Annotated in this window: 12 protein-coding genes; 3 read left to right on the forward strand and 9 right to left on the reverse strand. The window is 72.4% G+C overall.

Features of this window, described 5'->3' with window-relative positions; translation table 11 throughout:
- Nucleotides 1-43: 43 nt before the first annotated feature.
- Nucleotides 44-895 (reverse strand): helix-turn-helix domain-containing protein, encoded by an 852-nt coding sequence (locus ACGFIM_RS01780; protein ID WP_393192978.1) that lies wholly within the window; start codon nucleotides 893-895, stop codon nucleotides 44-46.
- A 70-nt stretch (nucleotides 896-965) separates the two neighbouring features.
- Here ACGFIM_RS01780 and ACGFIM_RS01785 point away from each other — a divergent pair, with 70 nt between their 5' ends.
- Nucleotides 966-1,727 carry a class I SAM-dependent methyltransferase gene (locus ACGFIM_RS01785; RefSeq protein WP_393192981.1) on the forward strand — a complete coding sequence of 254 codons (762 nt, stop codon included), beginning with the start codon at nucleotides 966-968 and terminating at the stop codon, nucleotides 1,725-1,727.
- Nucleotides 1,728-1,785: 58 nt separating this feature from the next.
- Here the strand turns inward: ACGFIM_RS01785 and ACGFIM_RS01790 are convergent, their stop codons facing one another.
- The 7 genes from ACGFIM_RS01790 to ACGFIM_RS01820 form a co-directional block, all read right to left on the reverse strand.
- Nucleotides 1,786-3,747: a SpoIIE family protein phosphatase gene (locus ACGFIM_RS01790; protein WP_393192984.1), complete on the reverse strand. Its 1,962-nt coding sequence runs from the start codon at nucleotides 3,745-3,747 to the stop codon at nucleotides 1,786-1,788.
- A 342-nt stretch (nucleotides 3,748-4,089) separates the two neighbouring features.
- Nucleotides 4,090-5,787: a hypothetical protein gene (locus tag ACGFIM_RS01795; protein WP_393192987.1), complete on the reverse strand. Its 1,698-nt coding sequence runs from the start codon at nucleotides 5,785-5,787 to the stop codon at nucleotides 4,090-4,092.
- 6 nt (nucleotides 5,788-5,793) lie between these two features.
- Nucleotides 5,794-7,716 (reverse strand): glycoside hydrolase family 127 protein, encoded by a 1,923-nt coding sequence (locus tag ACGFIM_RS01800; RefSeq protein ID WP_393192990.1) that lies wholly within the window; start codon nucleotides 7,714-7,716, stop codon nucleotides 5,794-5,796.
- 18 nt (nucleotides 7,717-7,734) lie between these two features.
- Complete coding sequence (locus tag ACGFIM_RS01805) at nucleotides 7,735-8,568, reverse strand: carbohydrate ABC transporter permease (protein ID WP_393192992.1); 834 nt, start codon at nucleotides 8,566-8,568, stop codon at nucleotides 7,735-7,737.
- Nucleotides 8,565-9,509: a carbohydrate ABC transporter permease gene (locus ACGFIM_RS01810; protein ID WP_393192996.1), complete on the reverse strand. Its 945-nt coding sequence runs from the start codon at nucleotides 9,507-9,509 to the stop codon at nucleotides 8,565-8,567. The genes ACGFIM_RS01805 and ACGFIM_RS01810 overlap by 4 nt, the downstream gene beginning before the upstream one ends.
- Before the next feature lie 7 nt (nucleotides 9,510-9,516).
- Nucleotides 9,517-10,788: an extracellular solute-binding protein gene (locus ACGFIM_RS01815; protein ID WP_393192998.1), complete on the reverse strand. Its 1,272-nt coding sequence runs from the start codon at nucleotides 10,786-10,788 to the stop codon at nucleotides 9,517-9,519.
- 63 nt (nucleotides 10,789-10,851) lie between these two features.
- A complete protein-coding gene (locus ACGFIM_RS01820; RefSeq protein WP_393193001.1) occupies nucleotides 10,852-11,880 on the reverse strand; it encodes a LacI family DNA-binding transcriptional regulator in 1,029 nt (342 codons plus the stop codon).
- Between the two features lie 379 nt (nucleotides 11,881-12,259).
- Between ACGFIM_RS01820 and ACGFIM_RS01825 the strand changes: the two genes are divergently transcribed.
- Nucleotides 12,260-15,877 carry a LamG-like jellyroll fold domain-containing protein gene (locus tag ACGFIM_RS01825; protein WP_393193004.1) on the forward strand — a complete coding sequence of 1,206 codons (3,618 nt, stop codon included), beginning with the start codon at nucleotides 12,260-12,262 and terminating at the stop codon, nucleotides 15,875-15,877.
- An 82-nt stretch (nucleotides 15,878-15,959) separates the two neighbouring features.
- On the opposite strand, the gene ACGFIM_RS01830 is transcribed toward ACGFIM_RS01825, so the two are convergent.
- On the reverse strand, nucleotides 15,960-16,565 hold the full coding sequence (locus ACGFIM_RS01830; protein WP_393193007.1) for a TetR/AcrR family transcriptional regulator C-terminal ligand-binding domain-containing protein: 606 nt from the start codon (nucleotides 16,563-16,565) through the stop codon (nucleotides 15,960-15,962).
- 89 nt (nucleotides 16,566-16,654) lie between these two features.
- Here ACGFIM_RS01830 and ACGFIM_RS01835 point away from each other — a divergent pair, with 89 nt between their 5' ends.
- Nucleotides 16,655-17,392, forward strand: a complete 738-nt coding sequence (locus ACGFIM_RS01835; protein WP_393193010.1) for an SDR family oxidoreductase — start codon at nucleotides 16,655-16,657, stop codon at nucleotides 17,390-17,392.
- Nucleotides 17,393-17,402 lie beyond the last annotated feature (10 nt).

The raw sequence follows: 17,402 nt of genomic DNA on the forward strand, positions 1-17,402 counted from the left end.
TGCGCGTCGCGGATCCTTACCGGCGGGAACGCCGACGGTGTGGTCAGCCGGTGAAACGGTCGCGGCCGGGCCAGGCGACGTCGTCCACCGAGAGGAACGGCGCGGCCGCCACCGCGGCCGGGGTCATCCCGCTGAACGCCACCACGTCCCGGTGCAGGTGCGACTGGTCGGCGTAGCCGCTGTCGGCCGCCGCCGAGGCGGGGTCCTGCCCGGCGGCGAGCCGGTGCACGGCGTGATCGAAACGGATGAGGCGGGCCGCCCGCTTGGGCGTGAGGCCGGCCTGCGCGCGGAAGCGGGACCACAGCCGCTTGCGGCTCCAGCCGACCTCGTCGCCCAGCCGCTCGACGCGGATCCGCCCCCGGCGGGCCATCATCCGCCGCCAGCAGTGCGCCACCTCCGGGTCCACCGCCCTGCGGGCGTTCTCGCGCCGCCTGATCAGCTCCGACTCGGCGATCGCGAACCGCTCCTCCCACGTCGGGGCGGCGGTGAGGCGTTCCTGGAGGCGTGCGGCGTCGCGCCCCCACAGCTCGTCGAGCGAGACCACCGCGCCGCCCAGCTCCGGCGCCGCGCCCAGCAGCTCGTGGGCCAGCAGCGGCGACAGGCGCAGCTGCAGGCAGGAGGTCTCCCTGGTCAGCCCCCGCCCCCGCAGCCCGTGGGGTGCGAGGCCCGAGACGACGCGCCCGCTCTCCCGTGCGCCGAGGTCGTCCTCGATGACGAACGACGGCTCGCCCAGCTCGATGAGGACCGTCACCGCGGGATGGGGCACCAGCGCGAGCTCGTGATACTCGTTGGCGTTGTCGCTGAAGCCCGCCATCGCCAGCCCCCGCAGGCGGACCGGGCGCGACGGGACCGTGATGTCCCACCGCGGCCCGCGGACCGGTTCCGCCGTACGCACGCCGCCATCGTACGTCCCGAGATCACCGGCGACTTCCCGTACGGGAACCGCGCATGTCAGGATGCTCGGCATGTCGCAACGCGCCCTCAGCTTCGGCACGATCGCCGCCGCCTACGAACGCTTCCGGCCCGGCTATCCGGACGAGCTGGCCGACCTGGTGCTGGCGTACGCGGGCCGCCCGGTCGCGACGGCGCTGGAGATCGGGGCGGGGACCGGCAAGGCCACGCGGCTCTTCGCCCGCCACGGCGTGGCCGTCACCGCCACCGACCCCGATCCGAACATGCTCGCCGAGCTGCGCAGACACGTCCCGGCGAACGTCACCACGGTGCGGGCCGCGTTCGAGGAGCTGCGGCTCGGGGAGACGTACCCGCTGGTGTACGCGGCGGCGGCGCTGCACTGGACGGACCCGGGCGAGCGCTGGCCCCGCATGGCCGCGCTGCTGGAGCCCGGCGGCGTGTTCGCCTCGGTCGGCGGGCCGCTGCGGCTGTGCGACCCGGCGGTGGCGGAGGCCGTGGCCGAGGTGCGGAGGCCGTTCATCGCCGAGGACTCGATCCCGGCCCCCGACGGCACGCCGCCTGACGCGCCCATGCTGTGGCCGGGCAGCGAGCTCGAGCGGTCGGAGTGGTTCCGCGACGTGCGGCAGGAGGTGATCCCGCGGCGCCTCGTGCTGAGCGCCCGCGACTACGCCGGCCATCTGTCCACCATCTCGGCGTACCTGATGTTGCCGGACGAGCAGCGGGAGCAGGTGCTCGCCCGCATCCTCGAGGTGCTGCCCGAGACCGTGGAGCTGACCGGCGACCTCACCGTCCACCTGGCTCGCCGCATCGGCTGACCAGGGGGAAATGCGCAGGTCGCGAGCACGCGGGGCGGGCGTCAGGCGCGCACGGGCGTCATGCGCGGATGCGGGCGGCGAGCAGGGCGACGTCGTCCTCGGCGCTCTCGCCCACCATCGTCCGCACCACCGCGTCGCAGAATCGTTCGAGCGGCAGCGCGGCGGCCGCCTCTAGGGCTGTGCCGAGCCGGTCGATGCCCGCCTCGATGTCGGCCTCCCTGGTCTCGATCAGGCCGTCGGTGTAGAGGACGATCCTGCTGTTCGGCGGCAGGTCCACCTCGATCGAGTCGAACCCGCCGAACCCGAGGCCGATCGGCGTGCCGGTGGGCGGGCGCGGGAAGGAGACGCGGCCGTCGGGGTGCACGACGGCGGGCGGCGGATGCCCGGCCGAGGCCAGCCGGCAGCGTCCGGTGGCCGGGTTGTAGACGACGTACAGGCAGGTGGCGCCGGCCATGCCGAGGCGTGTCCCCGGCGGGTCGGAGTTCTCGTCGGCGAGCCGGATCAGCAGGTCGTCGAGGCGGTCGAGCAGCGCGCAGGGCGGCTGGTCCACGTATGCGAGCGTGCGCACCGCCATCCGCAGCCGCCCCATGGTGGCCGCCGCGTGGATGCCGTGGCCGGTCACGTCGCCGACCACCAGCGCGAGCCGGCCGTCCGGCAGCGGGATCGCGTCGTACCAGTCGCCGCCCACGTCGTGCACGTCGGACGGCAGGTAGCGGGAGGCCAGATCGACCGAGTCGATGCCGATCAGGCGCGGCGGCAGCATGTTGCGCTGCAACGCCAGGGCGGCGGTGCGCTCGCGGGTGTACTGGCGGGCGTTGTCCAGGCTCAGCGCGGCCCTGGCGCCGAGCCCTTCGGCGAGCCCGAGGTCGCTCGCGGTGAACGGCACCCGGTTGTCGGTCCGGACGAACACCGCGACACCGAGGATGTCGCCGCGCGCTTTGAGCGGCACGATGATCAGCGAGTGCATGCCGACGGCGTGGATGATCCTGGCCCGGTCGGGGTCCTGGTCGAGCCAGGTGCCCGGCGCGGTGTTCAGGAACGGCTCGAAGTGGGAGCGGCCCGATGCCAGCACGGCGGTGAACGGCGACGACGGCGGCACGAACACCGCCTCGCCCCGCTCCCACAGCGACTCCGGCAGCCCGTCGTGGATGGAGGCCACGCCGGCCCGGTAGAAGGCGGGCACGCGCATCTCGGTCGCCTCCAGCCGCTGCAGGGGCTCGACACCGGGCAGCACCGCCTCGGCCAGGTCCACGGTGACGTAGTCGGCCAGCGCCGGCACCGCCAGGTCGGCCAGCTCCTGCGCGGTGCGGCGGACGTCGAGCGTGCTGCCGACGCTGATGCTGGCCTCGTGCAGCAGGGTCAGCCGGTCGCGGGTGTGGCTGTGTCCGATGTCCAGCACCATCGAGCACAGGCCGACCGGGCGGCCGTGCTCGTCGTCGAGCCGGAAGAACGAGGTGGACAGCTTGTGCTCGTCGTGGCGGCCCGGCGACGTCCAGTGCGCCTCGCGGTCGATCTGCGGTACGCCGTCGGCGAGCACCTGCAGCATCGCCTCGCGGGCGGCGCGGGCGTCCAGGCCCGGCTCGGGGTCCGAGAGGCGGCGGCCGACCTGGTAGTAGGGGAACACGTGCTGCAACGCCTGCGCGGCCCTGTTGCGCCAGACGCAGCGCAGGTCGGTGTCCCAGATTGCGATCGCCATGGGGGTGCGGTTGAGCAGCGGCTCCAGGAAGGGGCGCATGGCGGGCAGCTCGGCGGCCGGGGCGCGGGGCTCGTCCGGCGGCGCGCCGTCGAGGCGGACGAAGACGCGCCCGCCCTCAGGGTTGCGGATCTCCAGCAGGCCTTCGCGCCTGTCCGCTTGCGGGGATGCGGGGAAGAGGAGTTGCGCCAGCTCGCGGCCGAGCGCCGTCTGGAGCGGGATGCCGAGCAGGTCCTCGGCGGTGCTGCTCCAGCCCGTCACGGCGCCTCCGGTGTCGATCGTGACGACCGCCGGCTCCTTGCTGGGCCGGTTCACGGGTGTGCCCATGAGGCATCCATATCCCGCCCAAGCTGGAAATATGCCGCTTTACCTGCGCAAATGGATCCGCCGCCCGGAGTCGCCCCGTCCCGCGTCGCCCCGTCCCCTGTGGCGCCGTCTCGCGGGTGGCCCCGGGGCGGGACGCGGTTCTGCGTGCGGCACGCGCGGGATCGGGGCGGGGCACGGTCCTGCGGGCCGGACGCGCCGGACGGGGCGCGGTCCTGAGGCACCGTGGACGCTGGACTTGAGCGCGGTGCTGGGGCACCGTACGCGGCGGTGAGGGCGCGGTCCCGGGGGGTGCCGCGTGCGCCGGGTCTTCCCCGGCGCACGCGGCGGGTCGTCGCCGGTCGGTCAGGTGAGTTCGATGTAGTCCAGCTCGGCGTAGCCGGTGCCGCCGGAGAAGTACGGTGACCCCTTGGCCAGCCGGATCACGTTGTATCCGGCGCGCAACGACACGGTGGTGCTGACGGTGGCGCCGAACTGCCCCCATGAGGGCGTGGGCGGGTAGCTGACCGTGGTCCACGGCCCGCCGTTGTAGGCGAGCCCCTGCGTGGCGGTCTCCCCGGTGGCGTTGGCGTAGCCGATGGTCAGCGTGTACGTCCGCGCGGTCGGCACGTTCACCACGAAGTCCACGTAGCTGTCGGTACGCGGCGTGCCGGAGTTGTCGATCCGCCCCACGTAGCCGCCCGCCGAGGCGCTGGAGGAGGTGAGGCGCTGGGCGCGGAAGACGGAGGCGTTCTCGGCCTCGTAACGCTGCTGGTAGGCGGGTACGCCCGAGGCCGGCTCGACGAGCAGCTGGTAGGCGCTGGTCGCGTCCATGTCGGGCACGGAGACGCTGAGCCGCCCGTCACTGACCTCCCGGGTGGAGGTGGAGACCACGGTGGGCGCGGAGACGGCGGTGAAGCGCCCGCCGGCGGGCGTGGACAGCAGCGTGACGCGCACGCTGGAGCCGAGCGCGCCGATGCCGGTGAGCTCGACGGTGTTGGTGCCCGACTCGTTGCCGAAGACGACGTTCACGATCTTGCGCGTGGGGTCGTAGGCGGCGAAGCCGTCGAGGCCGGACGAGGTGGTCGTGGTGGTGACCATGTTCCCGGCCATGTCGCCGTACCACTTGTACAGCCACCACGTGCCGGTCGGCTGGGAGTTTCCGGTGACCAGGCCGTTCATGGTGCCGTACTCGTACCAGAAGGCCCGGTGCGCCGACTCGGCGCCGCCGCGCTCCAGCTTGGCGACATAGCTCGCGATCCTGCCGGGGACGTCCACCTCGGAGGGCGCGGCGTACTCGTTGATCGACAGGCGGCGCGGGCTGATGCCGAGCGAGGCCTCCAGGTTGCGGTAGTCGGCGATGTCGGCGGCGATCCTGTCGGCGTTCTGCAGCTCGTGCCAGCAGATGATGTCGGGCAGCGTTCCGGTGTCGCGGGCGTGGGTGAGGAACGACTGCATCCAGGAGCGGTTGTAGGTGGCGGTGCTGGGGCCGACGATCGGGGTGAGGGGGTCGAGTGCGCGCACCGCGCGGTAGGTGCGGACCCAGCCGTCGTTGAACGGCCCGGCGGCGGAGGTGTTCCAGGTGTAGTCGGGCTCGTTCCACAGCTCCCAGGCCAGGACGTTGGTGACGGTGGTGGCCGCCAGCCGGGCCCTGACCATGGTGTCGACCTTGGCGAGCCAGTCGTCCCAGCTCACCCACCGGTAGGGGAAGTCGGGGTAGATGTCGGGCATCCGGATGTACTGCCCGGCGCCGACGCGGTCGGCCTGCGGGGCGATGAGCAGGGAGTCGCCGCCGGGCGGCTGGCCGTTGGGGCGCTGGCCGACGCCGGGCGCGGGCTGGGTGAGCGAGTTGACCTTGAGGGGCAGCAGGGTCGAGTCGGCGGGGCGGTCGTTCTCGGCCAGGCCGTAGAGCCCGCCGGTGGCGGCGTGGGTGACGGGCCGGAACGGCCGGGAGACGTCGACGGTGAGCGTCGCGCCGGCCGCCGCGGCGGGGGTCGCTCCGGTCACCACGGTGGCGGCCGTGGTGACCAGTGCTAAGGCGAGCGCGGTGAGGGTTCGGGCCATGACGGTTCAGGCTCCTTCCTGTATCGGGGGGTGCGAGGGGCGCAGACCGGTGGCGAGGGGCAGGAAGATCCGCATCGTGGACGGGCCGCGCCGCGCCCATTCGTGGTAGGGCCGCAGCGGCACGTCGAACCAGTCGCCGTCGCCGTCCACGGGCCGGTCCCGGTACGACCAGGGGTCGTCGGGGAGGGCGCGGGCCCGGCCGCGGACGAGCGCGCCGCCCTCGACGGCGCGCGGCGCGGAGCCGGGGTCGATGACGAGGGCGTCGAGCAGGCCGGGCTCCGGCAGGTCGTGCGACTCGACGCACAGCACCTCGGGGCCGCGCTCGACGGCCACGCAGCCGCGTACGGCGTCGATGCGCGGGTCGGGCCAGGTGAAGCGGGGCGTCACCGGCAGCTCCAGCACGATCTCCTCGCCGGCGGCGAACGCGCGCCGCACCCGGGCGAAGCCGGGCTCGGCGGGCCGGGTCCGCCCGCCCTCGGTGATCGTGGCCCCGGACGCCCAGGCGGGCACGCGCAGCGAGAGGGTCCACGGCCGCTCCGGGCCTTCGGCGACGCGGACGCGGACGGTGCCATCGTGGGGATAGGCGGTCTCGACGTCCACCGTCACGGGCGGCCCGCCGGGCAGCTCGGCGCGGATCCGGCCGGCGGCGTACTGCAGCAGCTGCAGGCCGTCGTCGTCGCTGCTGGCGAGGTAGCCGTGCAGCCCGGCCAGGGTGCGGGCGACGTTCGTCGGGCAGCAGGAGACGTCGAACCACGCCGCCCGCTCGCCCGCCTCGGCGCGCGGGCTCACCTCGTCGGGGTCGGCGGGCCGCCCGGCGGCGCGCTGGTGCAGCGGGTTGGCGTAGAAGAACGCCCGCCCGTCGGCGCTGGGCGAGACCGCGACGACGTTGTAGAGCGTGCGCTCGATGAGGTCGGCGTAGCGGACCTCGCCGGTGGCCAGATAGAGCCGCCAGGACACCATGATCGAGGCGACGCCCGCGCAGGTCTCGCAGTAGGCGCGGTCGGGCGGCAGCTCCCAGTCCTCGCCGAAGCCCTCGTCCTGGTGGCGCGAGCCCATGCCGCCGGTGATGTACGTGCGCCGCGCGACCGAGCGCTCCCACTGCCGCCGCACGGCCGCCAGCAGCTCGCCGTCGCCGGTCTCGACGGCGACGTCGACCGCCGCGGCGGCCAGGTAGAGCGCGCGCACCGCGTGGCCGCGCCACACCTCGGCCTCGCGTACGGGGATGTCGTCCTGGAAGTACGCCCGGCCGAGCGGGATGTCCTTCAGCCTGCCGTGGCCGCGCCGCTCGATGAAGAGCCTGGCCTGCTCGACGTAGCGCGGCTCGCCGAGCGCGCGGCCGAACTCGGCGAGACCGACCTCGATCTCCGGATGCCCGCACACGCCGTCGATGCCGCCGGGCCCGAAGGCGCGGCACACGTGGTCGGCGGCCCGGCGGGCGATGCGCACCAGGTCGTCCTCGCCCGCGGTGCGCAGCCTGGCGACGGCGGCCTGCAGCAGGTGGCCGGTGTTGTACAGCTCGTGTCCCATCTCCAGGTCGCTGTAGCGGGGCGGCCGTCCCGGATGGCCGAAGCAGGTGTTGAGGTAGCCGTCCGGGTCCTGGGCGCGGGCGATGCGGGCGGTCAGCCGCTTGATGGCCGCCTCCGCCTCGGGGGCGCCCGAGCGGGCGCTCTCCCAGGACAGCGCCTCCAGCAGTTTGTAGACCTCCGAGTCGGAGAACGACCAGCCGGGCCGGTCGGGCCCGGTGGTGCCGTCGGCGACCCGGTCGAAGTTGGCGAGCCAGCCGAGGCGCTCCATCCACGACTCGCAGTGGGCGAGGGTCGCCGTGGCGTTCACGGCCTGGCGTTCGCCCCAGAACCCGCCGGTGAGCGAGACCTGTCCGAGCCCGAGGGGGCGCACCCGGCCGTGGGAGGGCAGCACGGGGCTGGTCATAGGGTGTGTGCCTTTCTGTCAGTCCTTGACGGCGCCCGCGGTGACCCCGGCGGCGATGTAGCGCTGGGCGAGGACGAGCAGGAACGCCGCGGGCAGCGACGCGATCACGGCGGTCGCCATGATCGAGTTCCATTGCGTGGTGTTGTTGCCGATGTAGCGGAAGATGCCGAGCGTGACCGGGATGACGTCGCTGCTGCGGTTGAGCGTGGAGGCGAAGATGAAGTCCGACCACGCCCACAGGAACGCGAACAGCGACACGGTGATCACGGAGTTGCGGCTGAGCGGCAGTACGATCGAGCGGAACGCCCGCCACGTGCCGGCCCCGTCGATCTGCGCCGCCGCCAGCACCTCGGCGGGGATGCCCGCCATGAACGCGCGGAACAGCAGCACCCCGAACGGCACGGCCAGCGTCGAGTCGGCCACGATCAGGCCCCAGACGGTGTTGAGCAGCCCCAGCCGCAGGTAGACGGCGTAGAAGCCCATGGCCATCACCACGGCGGGGATCATCTGTGCGGCCAGCAGCAGGAAGTCGAGCAGGCGGGTGCCGCGCGGCCGCAGCCTGGCGAGGGCGAAGCCGGCCGGCAGCGACACCACCAGCGTCACGACGACCGTGCCGAGGCCGATGAACAGGCTCGTCGCCAGCGCGGGAAGCTGCTGGCCGAGCGCGTCGGCGTACCCCTCGAAGGTGGGGTTCCACGGGAACCAGTGCGGCGGGTCGGCGCGCAGGTCGCGGGTCTTGGTGAGCGAGACGTTGACCATCCAGTAGACGGGGAAGAGCATCACGCCCGCCAGCACCACGCCCAGCGCGGTCTTCCAGCCGCTCCTGCCGGCTTGCACATGTCGGGTCTTCACGCGGTCTCCTCCCTCTGCAGGCGCACGTGCACGAGCCCGGCGACGAACGCGATGAGGATGAGCAGGTTGCCGACGGCCGCCGCGGGCGAGAACTCCGGCTGGCCGGTGCCGAACGCCTCCCGGTAGGACCAGATGGCCAGCGTCGTCGAGGCGTCGGCCGGTCCGCCCCGCGTCATGATCCAGATGATGTCGACGACCTTCAGCGTGTAGATCAGCCCGAGCAGCAGCGTGATCAGCGACACCGGCCGCAGCAGCGGGAACGTGATGCGGGTGAAGCGCTGCCACGGCCCGGCCCCGTCGAGCGCGGCGGCCTCGTACAGGTCGGAGGGGATGTTCTGCAGCCCGGCGTACAGGATCACCAGGTTGAACGGCACACCGAGCCAGATGTTGGCGATGGTGACGGCGAGCAGCGAGGTGTCCGGCGAGGTCAGCCAGTTGATCTGGCCGATGCCGAACGCCTGCAGCGCCGCGTTGACGATGCCGTTGTCGCTGTTGAGCAGCCACGACCAGGTGGAGGCCGAGACGATCAGCGGCAGCAGCCACGGCACCAGGAACAGCGCCCGCAGCACCCCCGACAGGCGGAAGTCGCGGTGGAAGAAGACCGCCAGGGCGAGGCCGATCGCGTACTGCGCGGCGATGGAGGCCAGCGTGAACACGGCGGTGTTGCGCAGCGCCCGCAGGAAGGTGTCGTCGGACAGGATCGCGCGGTAGTTGTCCAGGCCGGTGAACTCCGCATCGCCCTGGATGAACGCCCGCGGCGTGTAGTCGTGCAGGCTGAGGTCGATGTTGCGGTAGAGCGGATAGGCGTAGAAGACGAGCAGGTAGACGATGAGCGGGGCGAGGAAGGCGGCGGCCGTCCAGCGCCCCGTCCGCCGCCTGCGGGAGGCGGCGTGCGCCGTGCCGGGCACGGCGCCCGTCCGGGGGTGCGACTGCGAGATCATGAGCCGCTCAGCCGCCGGTCGCCTGCTTCGCCTGGGCCTGCGCCTGCTTGAGCGCGTCCGCTGGGCTCGCCGCGCCGCTCAGCGCCTTCTGCACGCCGGTCCACAGCGCTTCGGAGATCTTCGGGTAGTCGGTGCCGAGGTTGTCGCTGGTGCGGCCCTTGGCGGTGCGGACCGCGTCCACCCACGGCTTCAGGCTCGGCTCGGCGTCGAGGATCTGCTGCTGCCCTTCGGCGGTGGAGGGGATGTAGTACGCGAACGTCTTACCGGTCTCCACCAGCCCCTCGGGCGTGGTCATGCACTCGAGGATCTTCTTGGTGACCTCGTAGCGCGAGGTGTCCTTCTGCACGGGGACGGTGATGAACTCGCCGCCGGTCGGGGTGGGGGCGACGCCGCCGTCCTTGCCGGGGATCTGCACGACGCCGGTCGGGAACTCGGCCTTCTTGGCGCTGTCGATCTGCCAGGTGCCGTTCTCGGCGAAGGCGAACTCGCCGGTCAGGAACTCCTCCCAGGTGGTGTTCTGGGAGTTGCTGAGGACCGAGTTGGGAGCGAGGCCGTCCTTGACCCACGTCGTCCACAGCTCCAGCGCCTCGACGGCCTGCGGCGAGTCCAGCGCGGTGAGCTGCGCGCCGGCGCCCCAGAACCACGGCAGGAACTGGAACGAGCCCTCCTCGGTGCCGATGGCGGCGAACGTGATCGGCTTCTTGCCGGCCGCCTTCACCTTCTTCAGCGCGGCGTCCAGCGAGGCCCAGTCCTTGATCGAGTCAGGGTCCACGCCGGCCTCGTCGAGGATCTTCTTGTTGTAGTAGAGGGCGAGCGTGTTGGCGCCGATCGGGATGCCGTACGTCTTGCCGTCCAGCTCGCCGGCCGCGATGAGGTTCTTGTCGAAGCGCGAGGTGTCGAGGCCGAAGTCGGCCATGGTGGTGAGCATCCCGGCGTCGGCGAGCGTCGAGACGGCCGGGTTGTCGAGCAGGATCACGTCCGGCGCGTTGCCTTCCTGGCCCGCGAGCAGGGCCTGGTTGGTCAGCGCGGTCGTGTCGTAGGCGGTGCGCTCGATGGTCACGCCGGCCTTCTCGCCGCAGGCGTTCACCCGTCCGGCCCAGGCGGAGGACTTGTCGTGCTGCGGGTACGGGTCCCACCACGTGTACGCGCCGCCCGAGCCCGACCCCGTGGCCGAGCCGGAGCCGCCCTGCGGGGCGGACGCGCAGGCGGTGAGGGCGGACAGCGCCAGGACCGCGGTGCCGAAGACCGCCGCCCTGGCGGACACTGACGGACGGTTCATCGATTCCTCCAATGTTAACGCTCACATGCGAGCGTGCCGGACTGATGGGGCTCTCGTGGTCGGTCAGGAGGTCTGGGTACGCGGCGGAGCGGTGCTGCCCCGGTCGACCAGCTCGGGCGAGATGAAGCGCACCACGAACGGCTCCCGCCTGGCCTGCGCCGACTCCACGCGGCGCACGAGCTGGCGCACCGCCATGGCGCCGAGCCGGTCGGGCGCGCTCTCGATGGAGGAGTAGGGCAGCGAGAAGGTCGCGGCGAACTCGGCGGAGTAGCGCCCGATGACCGACAGGTCGCCGGGCACCCGCAGCCCGCGCTCGTAGGTGACCGAGGGCAGCGCCGCGGCGGCCGCCTCGTTGTTGATCAGCAGGCCCGTCGCCGCCGGATACCTGTCGAGCAGGTCGTGCAGCAGGCGGCCCACGGCGGGCTGCCGCGACTCGCCGTAGACGGCGTGCAGGGTGACGCCGAGCGCTCGGGCGCGCTCCAGCGCGGCGTCGCGCAGGCGCCACACGTACGCGCCGCCCCGCTCCACCACGTGCTCCGGCTGCGAGACGAGGATCAGCTCGCGGTGGCCGAGCCGGTGCAGGTGCTCCACCATCACCCGGCCGGCCTCCTCGAAGTCCAGGTCGAACACGTCGAGCCCCGAGCAGTCGCCGGGCAGCCCGACCAGCGCGCCCGGCTGCGGCGCGGCGCGCAGGATGGGCAGGCGGGCGTCGTCCTGCGCGATGTTCATCAGCACGACGCCGTCGACCATGCGCGAGTCGGTGATGCGCCGCAGCGCGCGCACGCCGTCGGCCTCGGTGACCAGCAGCGTGTCGTAGCCCAGGTCGCGTGCGGTGTTGGTGACGCCCAGGATGTACTGCATCATCGCGGGCGCGAACTCGTCCTCGTGGAACTGGGCGAGCAGACCGAGGACCTTGGTCTGGGCGGTGGCGAGGGCGCGGGCGCCCGCGTTCGGCGTGTACGCCAGCGCCTCGGCGGCGGCCAGCACGCGCCGGCGCACCTCCTCCGAGATGGGCCGCTTGCCCGACAGCGCGTACGACGCCGTGCTGCGGCTCACCCCGGCCTCCCGGGCCACGTCTCCGATCGTCGCCACTCTCACCTCCAGCTCATCGAACCGGTTCGACGGTCGCGTTGCACTGCTCCCTCGCATCGTCGCTCCGGGCTCGCCTTCTCCGGGAGAACAGGGCAGGGGATACCGCGACGGCGGCCCCCGGCGGTCACCTCGGGAGGCGAACCGGTTCGAACGATGTGACCCGACTGTTGCTCTGCCGCACAGTGGCCGTCAAGGAGAAGCCAGGGCGGCGATATCGAATCGTGACATGCCGGAAATATGGGCCGCTCGGCCGGGAGGTCGCTGAGCTGGGCCGTTGACGGACGCGGCCGAGGCTGCGTAACGTACCCGCAACCCTGCGGTCGCGTTGCGCGCAAGCTCCCTCAGCTCTGTTAGCGCTCACATCCTCAGGGACGTACGCATGCCATTCCCGCGCCTGACCAGGGCGTTGTGCGCCGGGCTGCTCCCGGCCGCGCTCGCCCTGCCGTTAACCGCCACCCCCTCGAACGCCGCCGTCCCGGAGCCCGTGCTCGTCTACGAGTTCGACGCCGACGACGTCTCCACCGGCACCGTCACCGACTCCTCCGGCAACGGCCTGGACGGCGAGCTGGTCAACGCCGGCACCGCCGAGCTGGTGGACGGCGCGTCCGGCGGGCACGCGCTCAGCCTGCCCGGCGGCGCGCCCACCTCGGACGGCGCCTACGTCAAGCTGCCCCTGCAAGCGATCAAGGGCAGGACCGACCTGACCGTGTCCGCCCGCGTCAAGTGGGACGGCACCACCGCCCCCTGGCAGTGGATCTACGCGCTCGGCAAGGACAACGTCCGCTACCTGTTCAGCACCCCGTACAACGGGGACGGCCGGCTGCGCACGGCGATCACCACCTCGGGCGGCGGCGGGGAGGCGCAGGTCACCGGCTACGCGCCGCTGCCCGCGAACGCCTGGAAGACGCTGACCGTCACCCTCGACACGGCCGCCGAGCGCATCACCACCTACCTCGACGGCGCCGCCGTCGCCTCCGCCCCCACCACGATCACGGCTGATCAGCTCGTGGACGACGCCACCACCTTCGCCGGGTACATCGGCCGCTCGTTCTACCAGGACCCGCTGTTCGACGGCGCCGTGGACGACTTCCGCATCTACGGCGCGGCGCTCACCGCCGAGCAGGTCGCCGAGCTGGCGGGCCCCGCGCCCGAGCCGGGCGAGCTGAGCCGGGACTCCTTCGAGGTGCGCACGGTCATCGGCACCGCGCCGGACCTGCCGCCCGCGGTCCGCGCCGCCTTCTCCGACGGCTACGACCGCGACGTCCCGATCACCTGGGACCCCGTCGATCCCGGCGACTACGCCGCCGCCGGCACGTTCACCGTCAAGGGCACCGCGGCGGGGCGGCCCGTCACCGCCACGGTGACCGTGGTCCGCGAGGGCCAGATGATCATCGACCTGGCCGAGGACACCGGCGCCTTCCACGGCGGCGCGTCCGGCACGCTCTACGGCCTCTACGGCCCCGGGGTGCCGACCAACAACCTCATCGAGGGCATGAAGCTGCGCACGGTCTCCACCAAGGCGCAGGACGGCCCGCAGCACCCCGGCGCCGACGCGCTGGAGGTGGTCAAGCCGCTCGCCGACAGCACCGGCGGCGACGTGTACATCTACATGACCGACATCCACCGGGGCTTCCCCTACCAGTGGCCGGGCGACACCCCCGAGGAGAAACTCGCCACCTATCGGGAGAAGATCGCAAAGCAGGTGGATCAGGTGCTGAAGCTGGAGCCGAAGTACCGCGAGCACATCGTGTTCGTGCCGTTCAACGAGCCCGAGGGCAACATGTTCGGCACCGGCGAGTGGAGCTACAACGGCGTGAGCTGGCTCAGCGACCCCACCGACTACTTCCGGGCGTGGGACGACTTCTACCGGCTCATCAAGGGCAAGCTGCCCTCGGCCCGCATCGCGGGACCCAACACCAGCGTGCTCTACCCCCAGGTCAAGGGCTTCCTCGAGCACACCGTCGAGGCGGGCACCGTGCCCGACGTCATGACCTGGCACGAGCTCAGCCACCCCGAGCAGGTGCGCGAGAGCGTCAAGCGCTACCGCGCGATGGAGGCCGAGGTCTTCGAGGGCACGGAGCACGAGGGCAGGCGACTGCCCATCAACATCAACGAGTACGCCTTCAACTACCACACCTCGGTGCCCGGCCAGATGATCCAGTGGATCTCCGCCTTCGAGGAGTCGAAGGTGGACGCCGACATCGCGTACTGGAACATCGACGGCAACCTCAGCGACTCGGCCGTGCAGTCCAACCGCGGCAACGGCCAGTGGTGGCTGCTGCACGCCTACGGGCAGATGAGCGGGCACACCGTGGCCGTCACCCCGCCCTACCCCGGCCAGAACTACACGCTGCAGGGCGTGGCGACGCTGGACGAGGACAAGCGGCAGGCCCGCGCGATCATCGGCGGCGCGAGCAGCGCCGGTCACATCCGCTTCGAGAACGTGCCGCGCACGGTGTTCGGCGGCAAGGTCCACGCCTGGATCAGGGAGATCCCGTGGACCGGGCAGATCGGCGACTCGCCGCAGCCGCGCGTCGTCGCCGAGCGCGACCTGCCCGTCTCCGATGGCGCCGTGGTGCTCGACTTCGGTGCCGGTGACCTGCCGAAGCTGACCGAGTCGTCGGCGTACGAGATCGTGCTCTCCCCGGCCGGGACCGGCACGGCCACCGCGCCCGCCCCGCATCTGTGGGAGGGCTCGTACGAGGCCGAGGACGCCGCCCACAGCGGCACCGGCTACAGCCGCAACGGCCCCGAGGGCTCGCCGTCGGACGTGTCGAAGTTCTACACCTCCGGCGGCTACGACGTCGGCGGGCTGCGCACCGGCTCCGACGTCGTGCTCGACTTCACCGTCGAGGTGCCCGAGACCGGGGAGTACGATCTGAGCGTCTTCGCCAACTCGCTCAACACCTACGACGCGGTGCGCGAGCAGGGCCCGACGAACGTCTTCGTCCGCGTGGACGGGGGCGCGGAGCAGGAGCTGTTCCTGCCGCTCGGCTACAAGTGGGTGGTCTGGGACCACGCCGACACGAAGGTGCGGCTCACCGAGGGCCGGCACGTCATCTCGCTGGCCGCGCGCAGCCTCGACGGCGAGCGGGCCACCAAGGGCGACGCCATCGTGGACCGGATCGTGCTGCGGCTGCCGAACCCGGCGGCGGCCACCTCGATCTACGAGGCGGAGCTGGCGGAGCTGACCGGCGGGCGCACCGTGTACGACGTCAAGGGCGGCACGATCTCCGGCTCGGGCGGCGCGGAGCTCGGGCGCGGCGACACCGCGACGTTCTGGGTGTACTCGGCCCGCGACGCCGCCTCCGTGCTGGACCTCAAGCTGCTCTCCGGCGCCGCGAAGGTGGCCGTCAACGGCATCGAGGTGCTCGGCAACGCCACGCACGGGCACGCCGCCGCCACGGTGTCGCTGTCGGGCGGCGTCAACAAGGTCACCGTCACCGGGCGCTCGGGCAAGGCGGTCATCGACCGGCTCGACGTGCGGCCGGACGCCGAGGCGCTGCCCGGGACCGACTATCAGGCCGAGTCGGCGCAGCGGGCCGGCACCGCCGAGGTCGCCGCGCTCAGCAGGGCCGACGGCGGGGCCGCCGTCACCGGCGTCGGCGGGCCTCCGGGCAACGGCAACACGCTCACCTTCACCGTGCGCGCCGACGCCGCCGGCACGTACGCGATGCGGGTGCGCTACTCCAACCCCGAGCAGTCGCCCGCCACCCACTACAACCCCGACCCGCTCGCCCGGCACGCCGACATCACGGTCAACGGCGGCGAGCCGCAGCGCGTGTCGTTCCCGCACACCTTCCACGAGAACAACTTCTGGGAGCTGACCGTCCCGGTGCGGCTGCAGAAGGGGGACAACACGATCGCGTTCGCCAGCGAGGAGCTGCCGAACTTCGACGGCGACGGCTACGCCTCCGACACCTGGCCGGGCATCCTGCTGCGCTCGCAGTACGCGCCCGTCATCGACAAGATCACCATCGCCCCGTACAGCCGCTGACAGCGGTCTCCGGAGGCCGGTCCCCGAGGGCCGCCCGCCATCCGCGCGGGCGGCCCTTCCGCGTGTCGCGATGGCCGGCCTGCTACGCCTCGCGCGGCGCCGCCCCGTACAGTGCCTGATCCACGAGCCGCTCGGCGAGCGAGGTGTCGAAGTCGACCTTGAGCACCAGCAGCCGGTGGTAGCAGGCGCCCCAGAGCTGGTCGACGATGACGTGCAGGTCGGCGTCCTCGCGGAGCTGTCCCTGGCGCTGGGCGATGCGCAGCCGCTCGACGGCGAGGTCGCGGCGCGGGATGGCGTAGCTCTGCGACCAGGCGGTGGCGAGGTCGGGGTCGAGCTGGGCGGCCCCGACGAGCTGCGAGACGGGCGCCTGCGCGCCGGACTCCTTCAGCAACCGGATGAACGCCTCCAGCTGCGTGATCAGGTCGGCGCGGATGTCGCCGGTGTCGGGGAACTCGAGCAGCTCCCTGCTCCGGCTGAAGTACGCCTCGGCGGCCAGTGCCCCGGGCGACGGCCACCACTTGTAGAGGGTCGTCTTGCTGCATCCGGCCTCGGCCGCGACCCGCTCGAACGTGACGGCCGGCATGCCGTCGCGCAGCAGGATGCGCCCGGCGGCCTCCAGCGCGCCGGCGCGCACCTCGGCGGCGGGCCGGCGGCCCCGGCCCCGTCGTACGGCTGTGGTCTCGGACATCCGGCACCTCTCATATGGACGGAATGTTCATATCCTGTGTAGGGTTAGAAATGAACGAATAGTTCATATCTTACGGGAGGGCATCCACCATGTCTGGCAACACCCCGCGCATCGCCCTGATCACCGGCGCTTCCGGCGGCATCGGCAGGGCCGCCGCCGAGCGCCTGGCCCGGGAGGGCTACGCGATCGTCGTCCACTACGCCGGCGGCAAGGAGCGCGCCGAGGAGGTCGCGCAGGCCGTCAGGGACGCCGGCGGCAAGGCCGTCATCGCGGCCGGCGACGTGGCCGACGAGCAGGCCATGACCGAGGTGTTCGACCTCGCCGAACATGAGTTCGGCGGGCTCGACGTCGTGATCCACAGCGCCGGCATCATGCCGACCGCGCCCATCGTCGACACCGACCTCGGCACCTTCGACCTCATCCAGCGCGTCAACGTGCGCGGCACGTTCGTGGTGGACCGGCTCGCCGCCCGCCGCCTGCGCGCCGGCGGCGCGATCATCAACCTGTCCTCCTCGCTCACCCGGCTGCAGACCCCGACGTACGGCGCGTACGCCGCGTCCAAGGGCGCCGTGGAGGCGATGACGCTCATCCTCGCCCGCGAGCTGCGCGGACGCGACATCACCGTCAACGCGGTCGCGCCCGGGCCCACCGCCACGCCGCTGTTCTTCGCCGGCAAGAGCCAGGAGACCATCGACCGCATTGCCTCGCTCAACCCCATGGGCCGCCTCGGCGAGCCCGCCGACATCGCCGAGGCCATCGCCTTCCTCGCCGGGCCGGGCCGCTGGGTGAACGGCCAGGTCATCTTCGTCAACGGCGGCGCCGCCTGAGCCGGCCGCG

This window comes from Nonomuraea sp. NPDC049309 (genome assembly GCF_043196965.1).
Lineage (GTDB): Bacteria > Actinomycetota > Actinomycetes > Streptosporangiales > Streptosporangiaceae > Nonomuraea > Nonomuraea fastidiosa.

What these genes read in the sequence shown, in the direction of transcription:
- ACGFIM_RS01785 (WP_393192981.1), top strand. Translation starts at nt 966, where the DNA reads ATGTCGCAACGCGCCCTCAGCTTCGGCACGATCGCCGCCGCCTACGAA.
- ACGFIM_RS01835 (WP_393193010.1), top strand. Translation starts at nt 16,655, where the DNA reads ATGTCTGGCAACACCCCGCGCATCGCCCTGATCACCGGCGCTTCCGGC.
- ACGFIM_RS01790 (WP_393192984.1), bottom strand. Translation starts at nt 3,747, where the DNA reads ATGGGCACACCCGTGAACCGGCCCAGCAAGGAGCCGGCGGTCGTCACG.
- ACGFIM_RS01810 (WP_393192996.1), bottom strand. Translation starts at nt 9,509, where the DNA reads ATGATCTCGCAGTCGCACCCCCGGACGGGCGCCGTGCCCGGCACGGCG.
- ACGFIM_RS01795 (WP_393192987.1), bottom strand. Translation starts at nt 5,787, where the DNA reads ATGGCCCGAACCCTCACCGCGCTCGCCTTAGCACTGGTCACCACGGCC.
- ACGFIM_RS01825 (WP_393193004.1), top strand. Translation starts at nt 12,260, where the DNA reads ATGCCATTCCCGCGCCTGACCAGGGCGTTGTGCGCCGGGCTGCTCCCG.
- ACGFIM_RS01830 (WP_393193007.1), bottom strand. Translation starts at nt 16,565, where the DNA reads ATGTCCGAGACCACAGCCGTACGACGGGGCCGGGGCCGCCGGCCCGCC.
- ACGFIM_RS01815 (WP_393192998.1), bottom strand. Translation starts at nt 10,788, where the DNA reads ATGAACCGTCCGTCAGTGTCCGCCAGGGCGGCGGTCTTCGGCACCGCG.
- ACGFIM_RS01800 (WP_393192990.1), bottom strand. Translation starts at nt 7,716, where the DNA reads ATGACCAGCCCCGTGCTGCCCTCCCACGGCCGGGTGCGCCCCCTCGGG.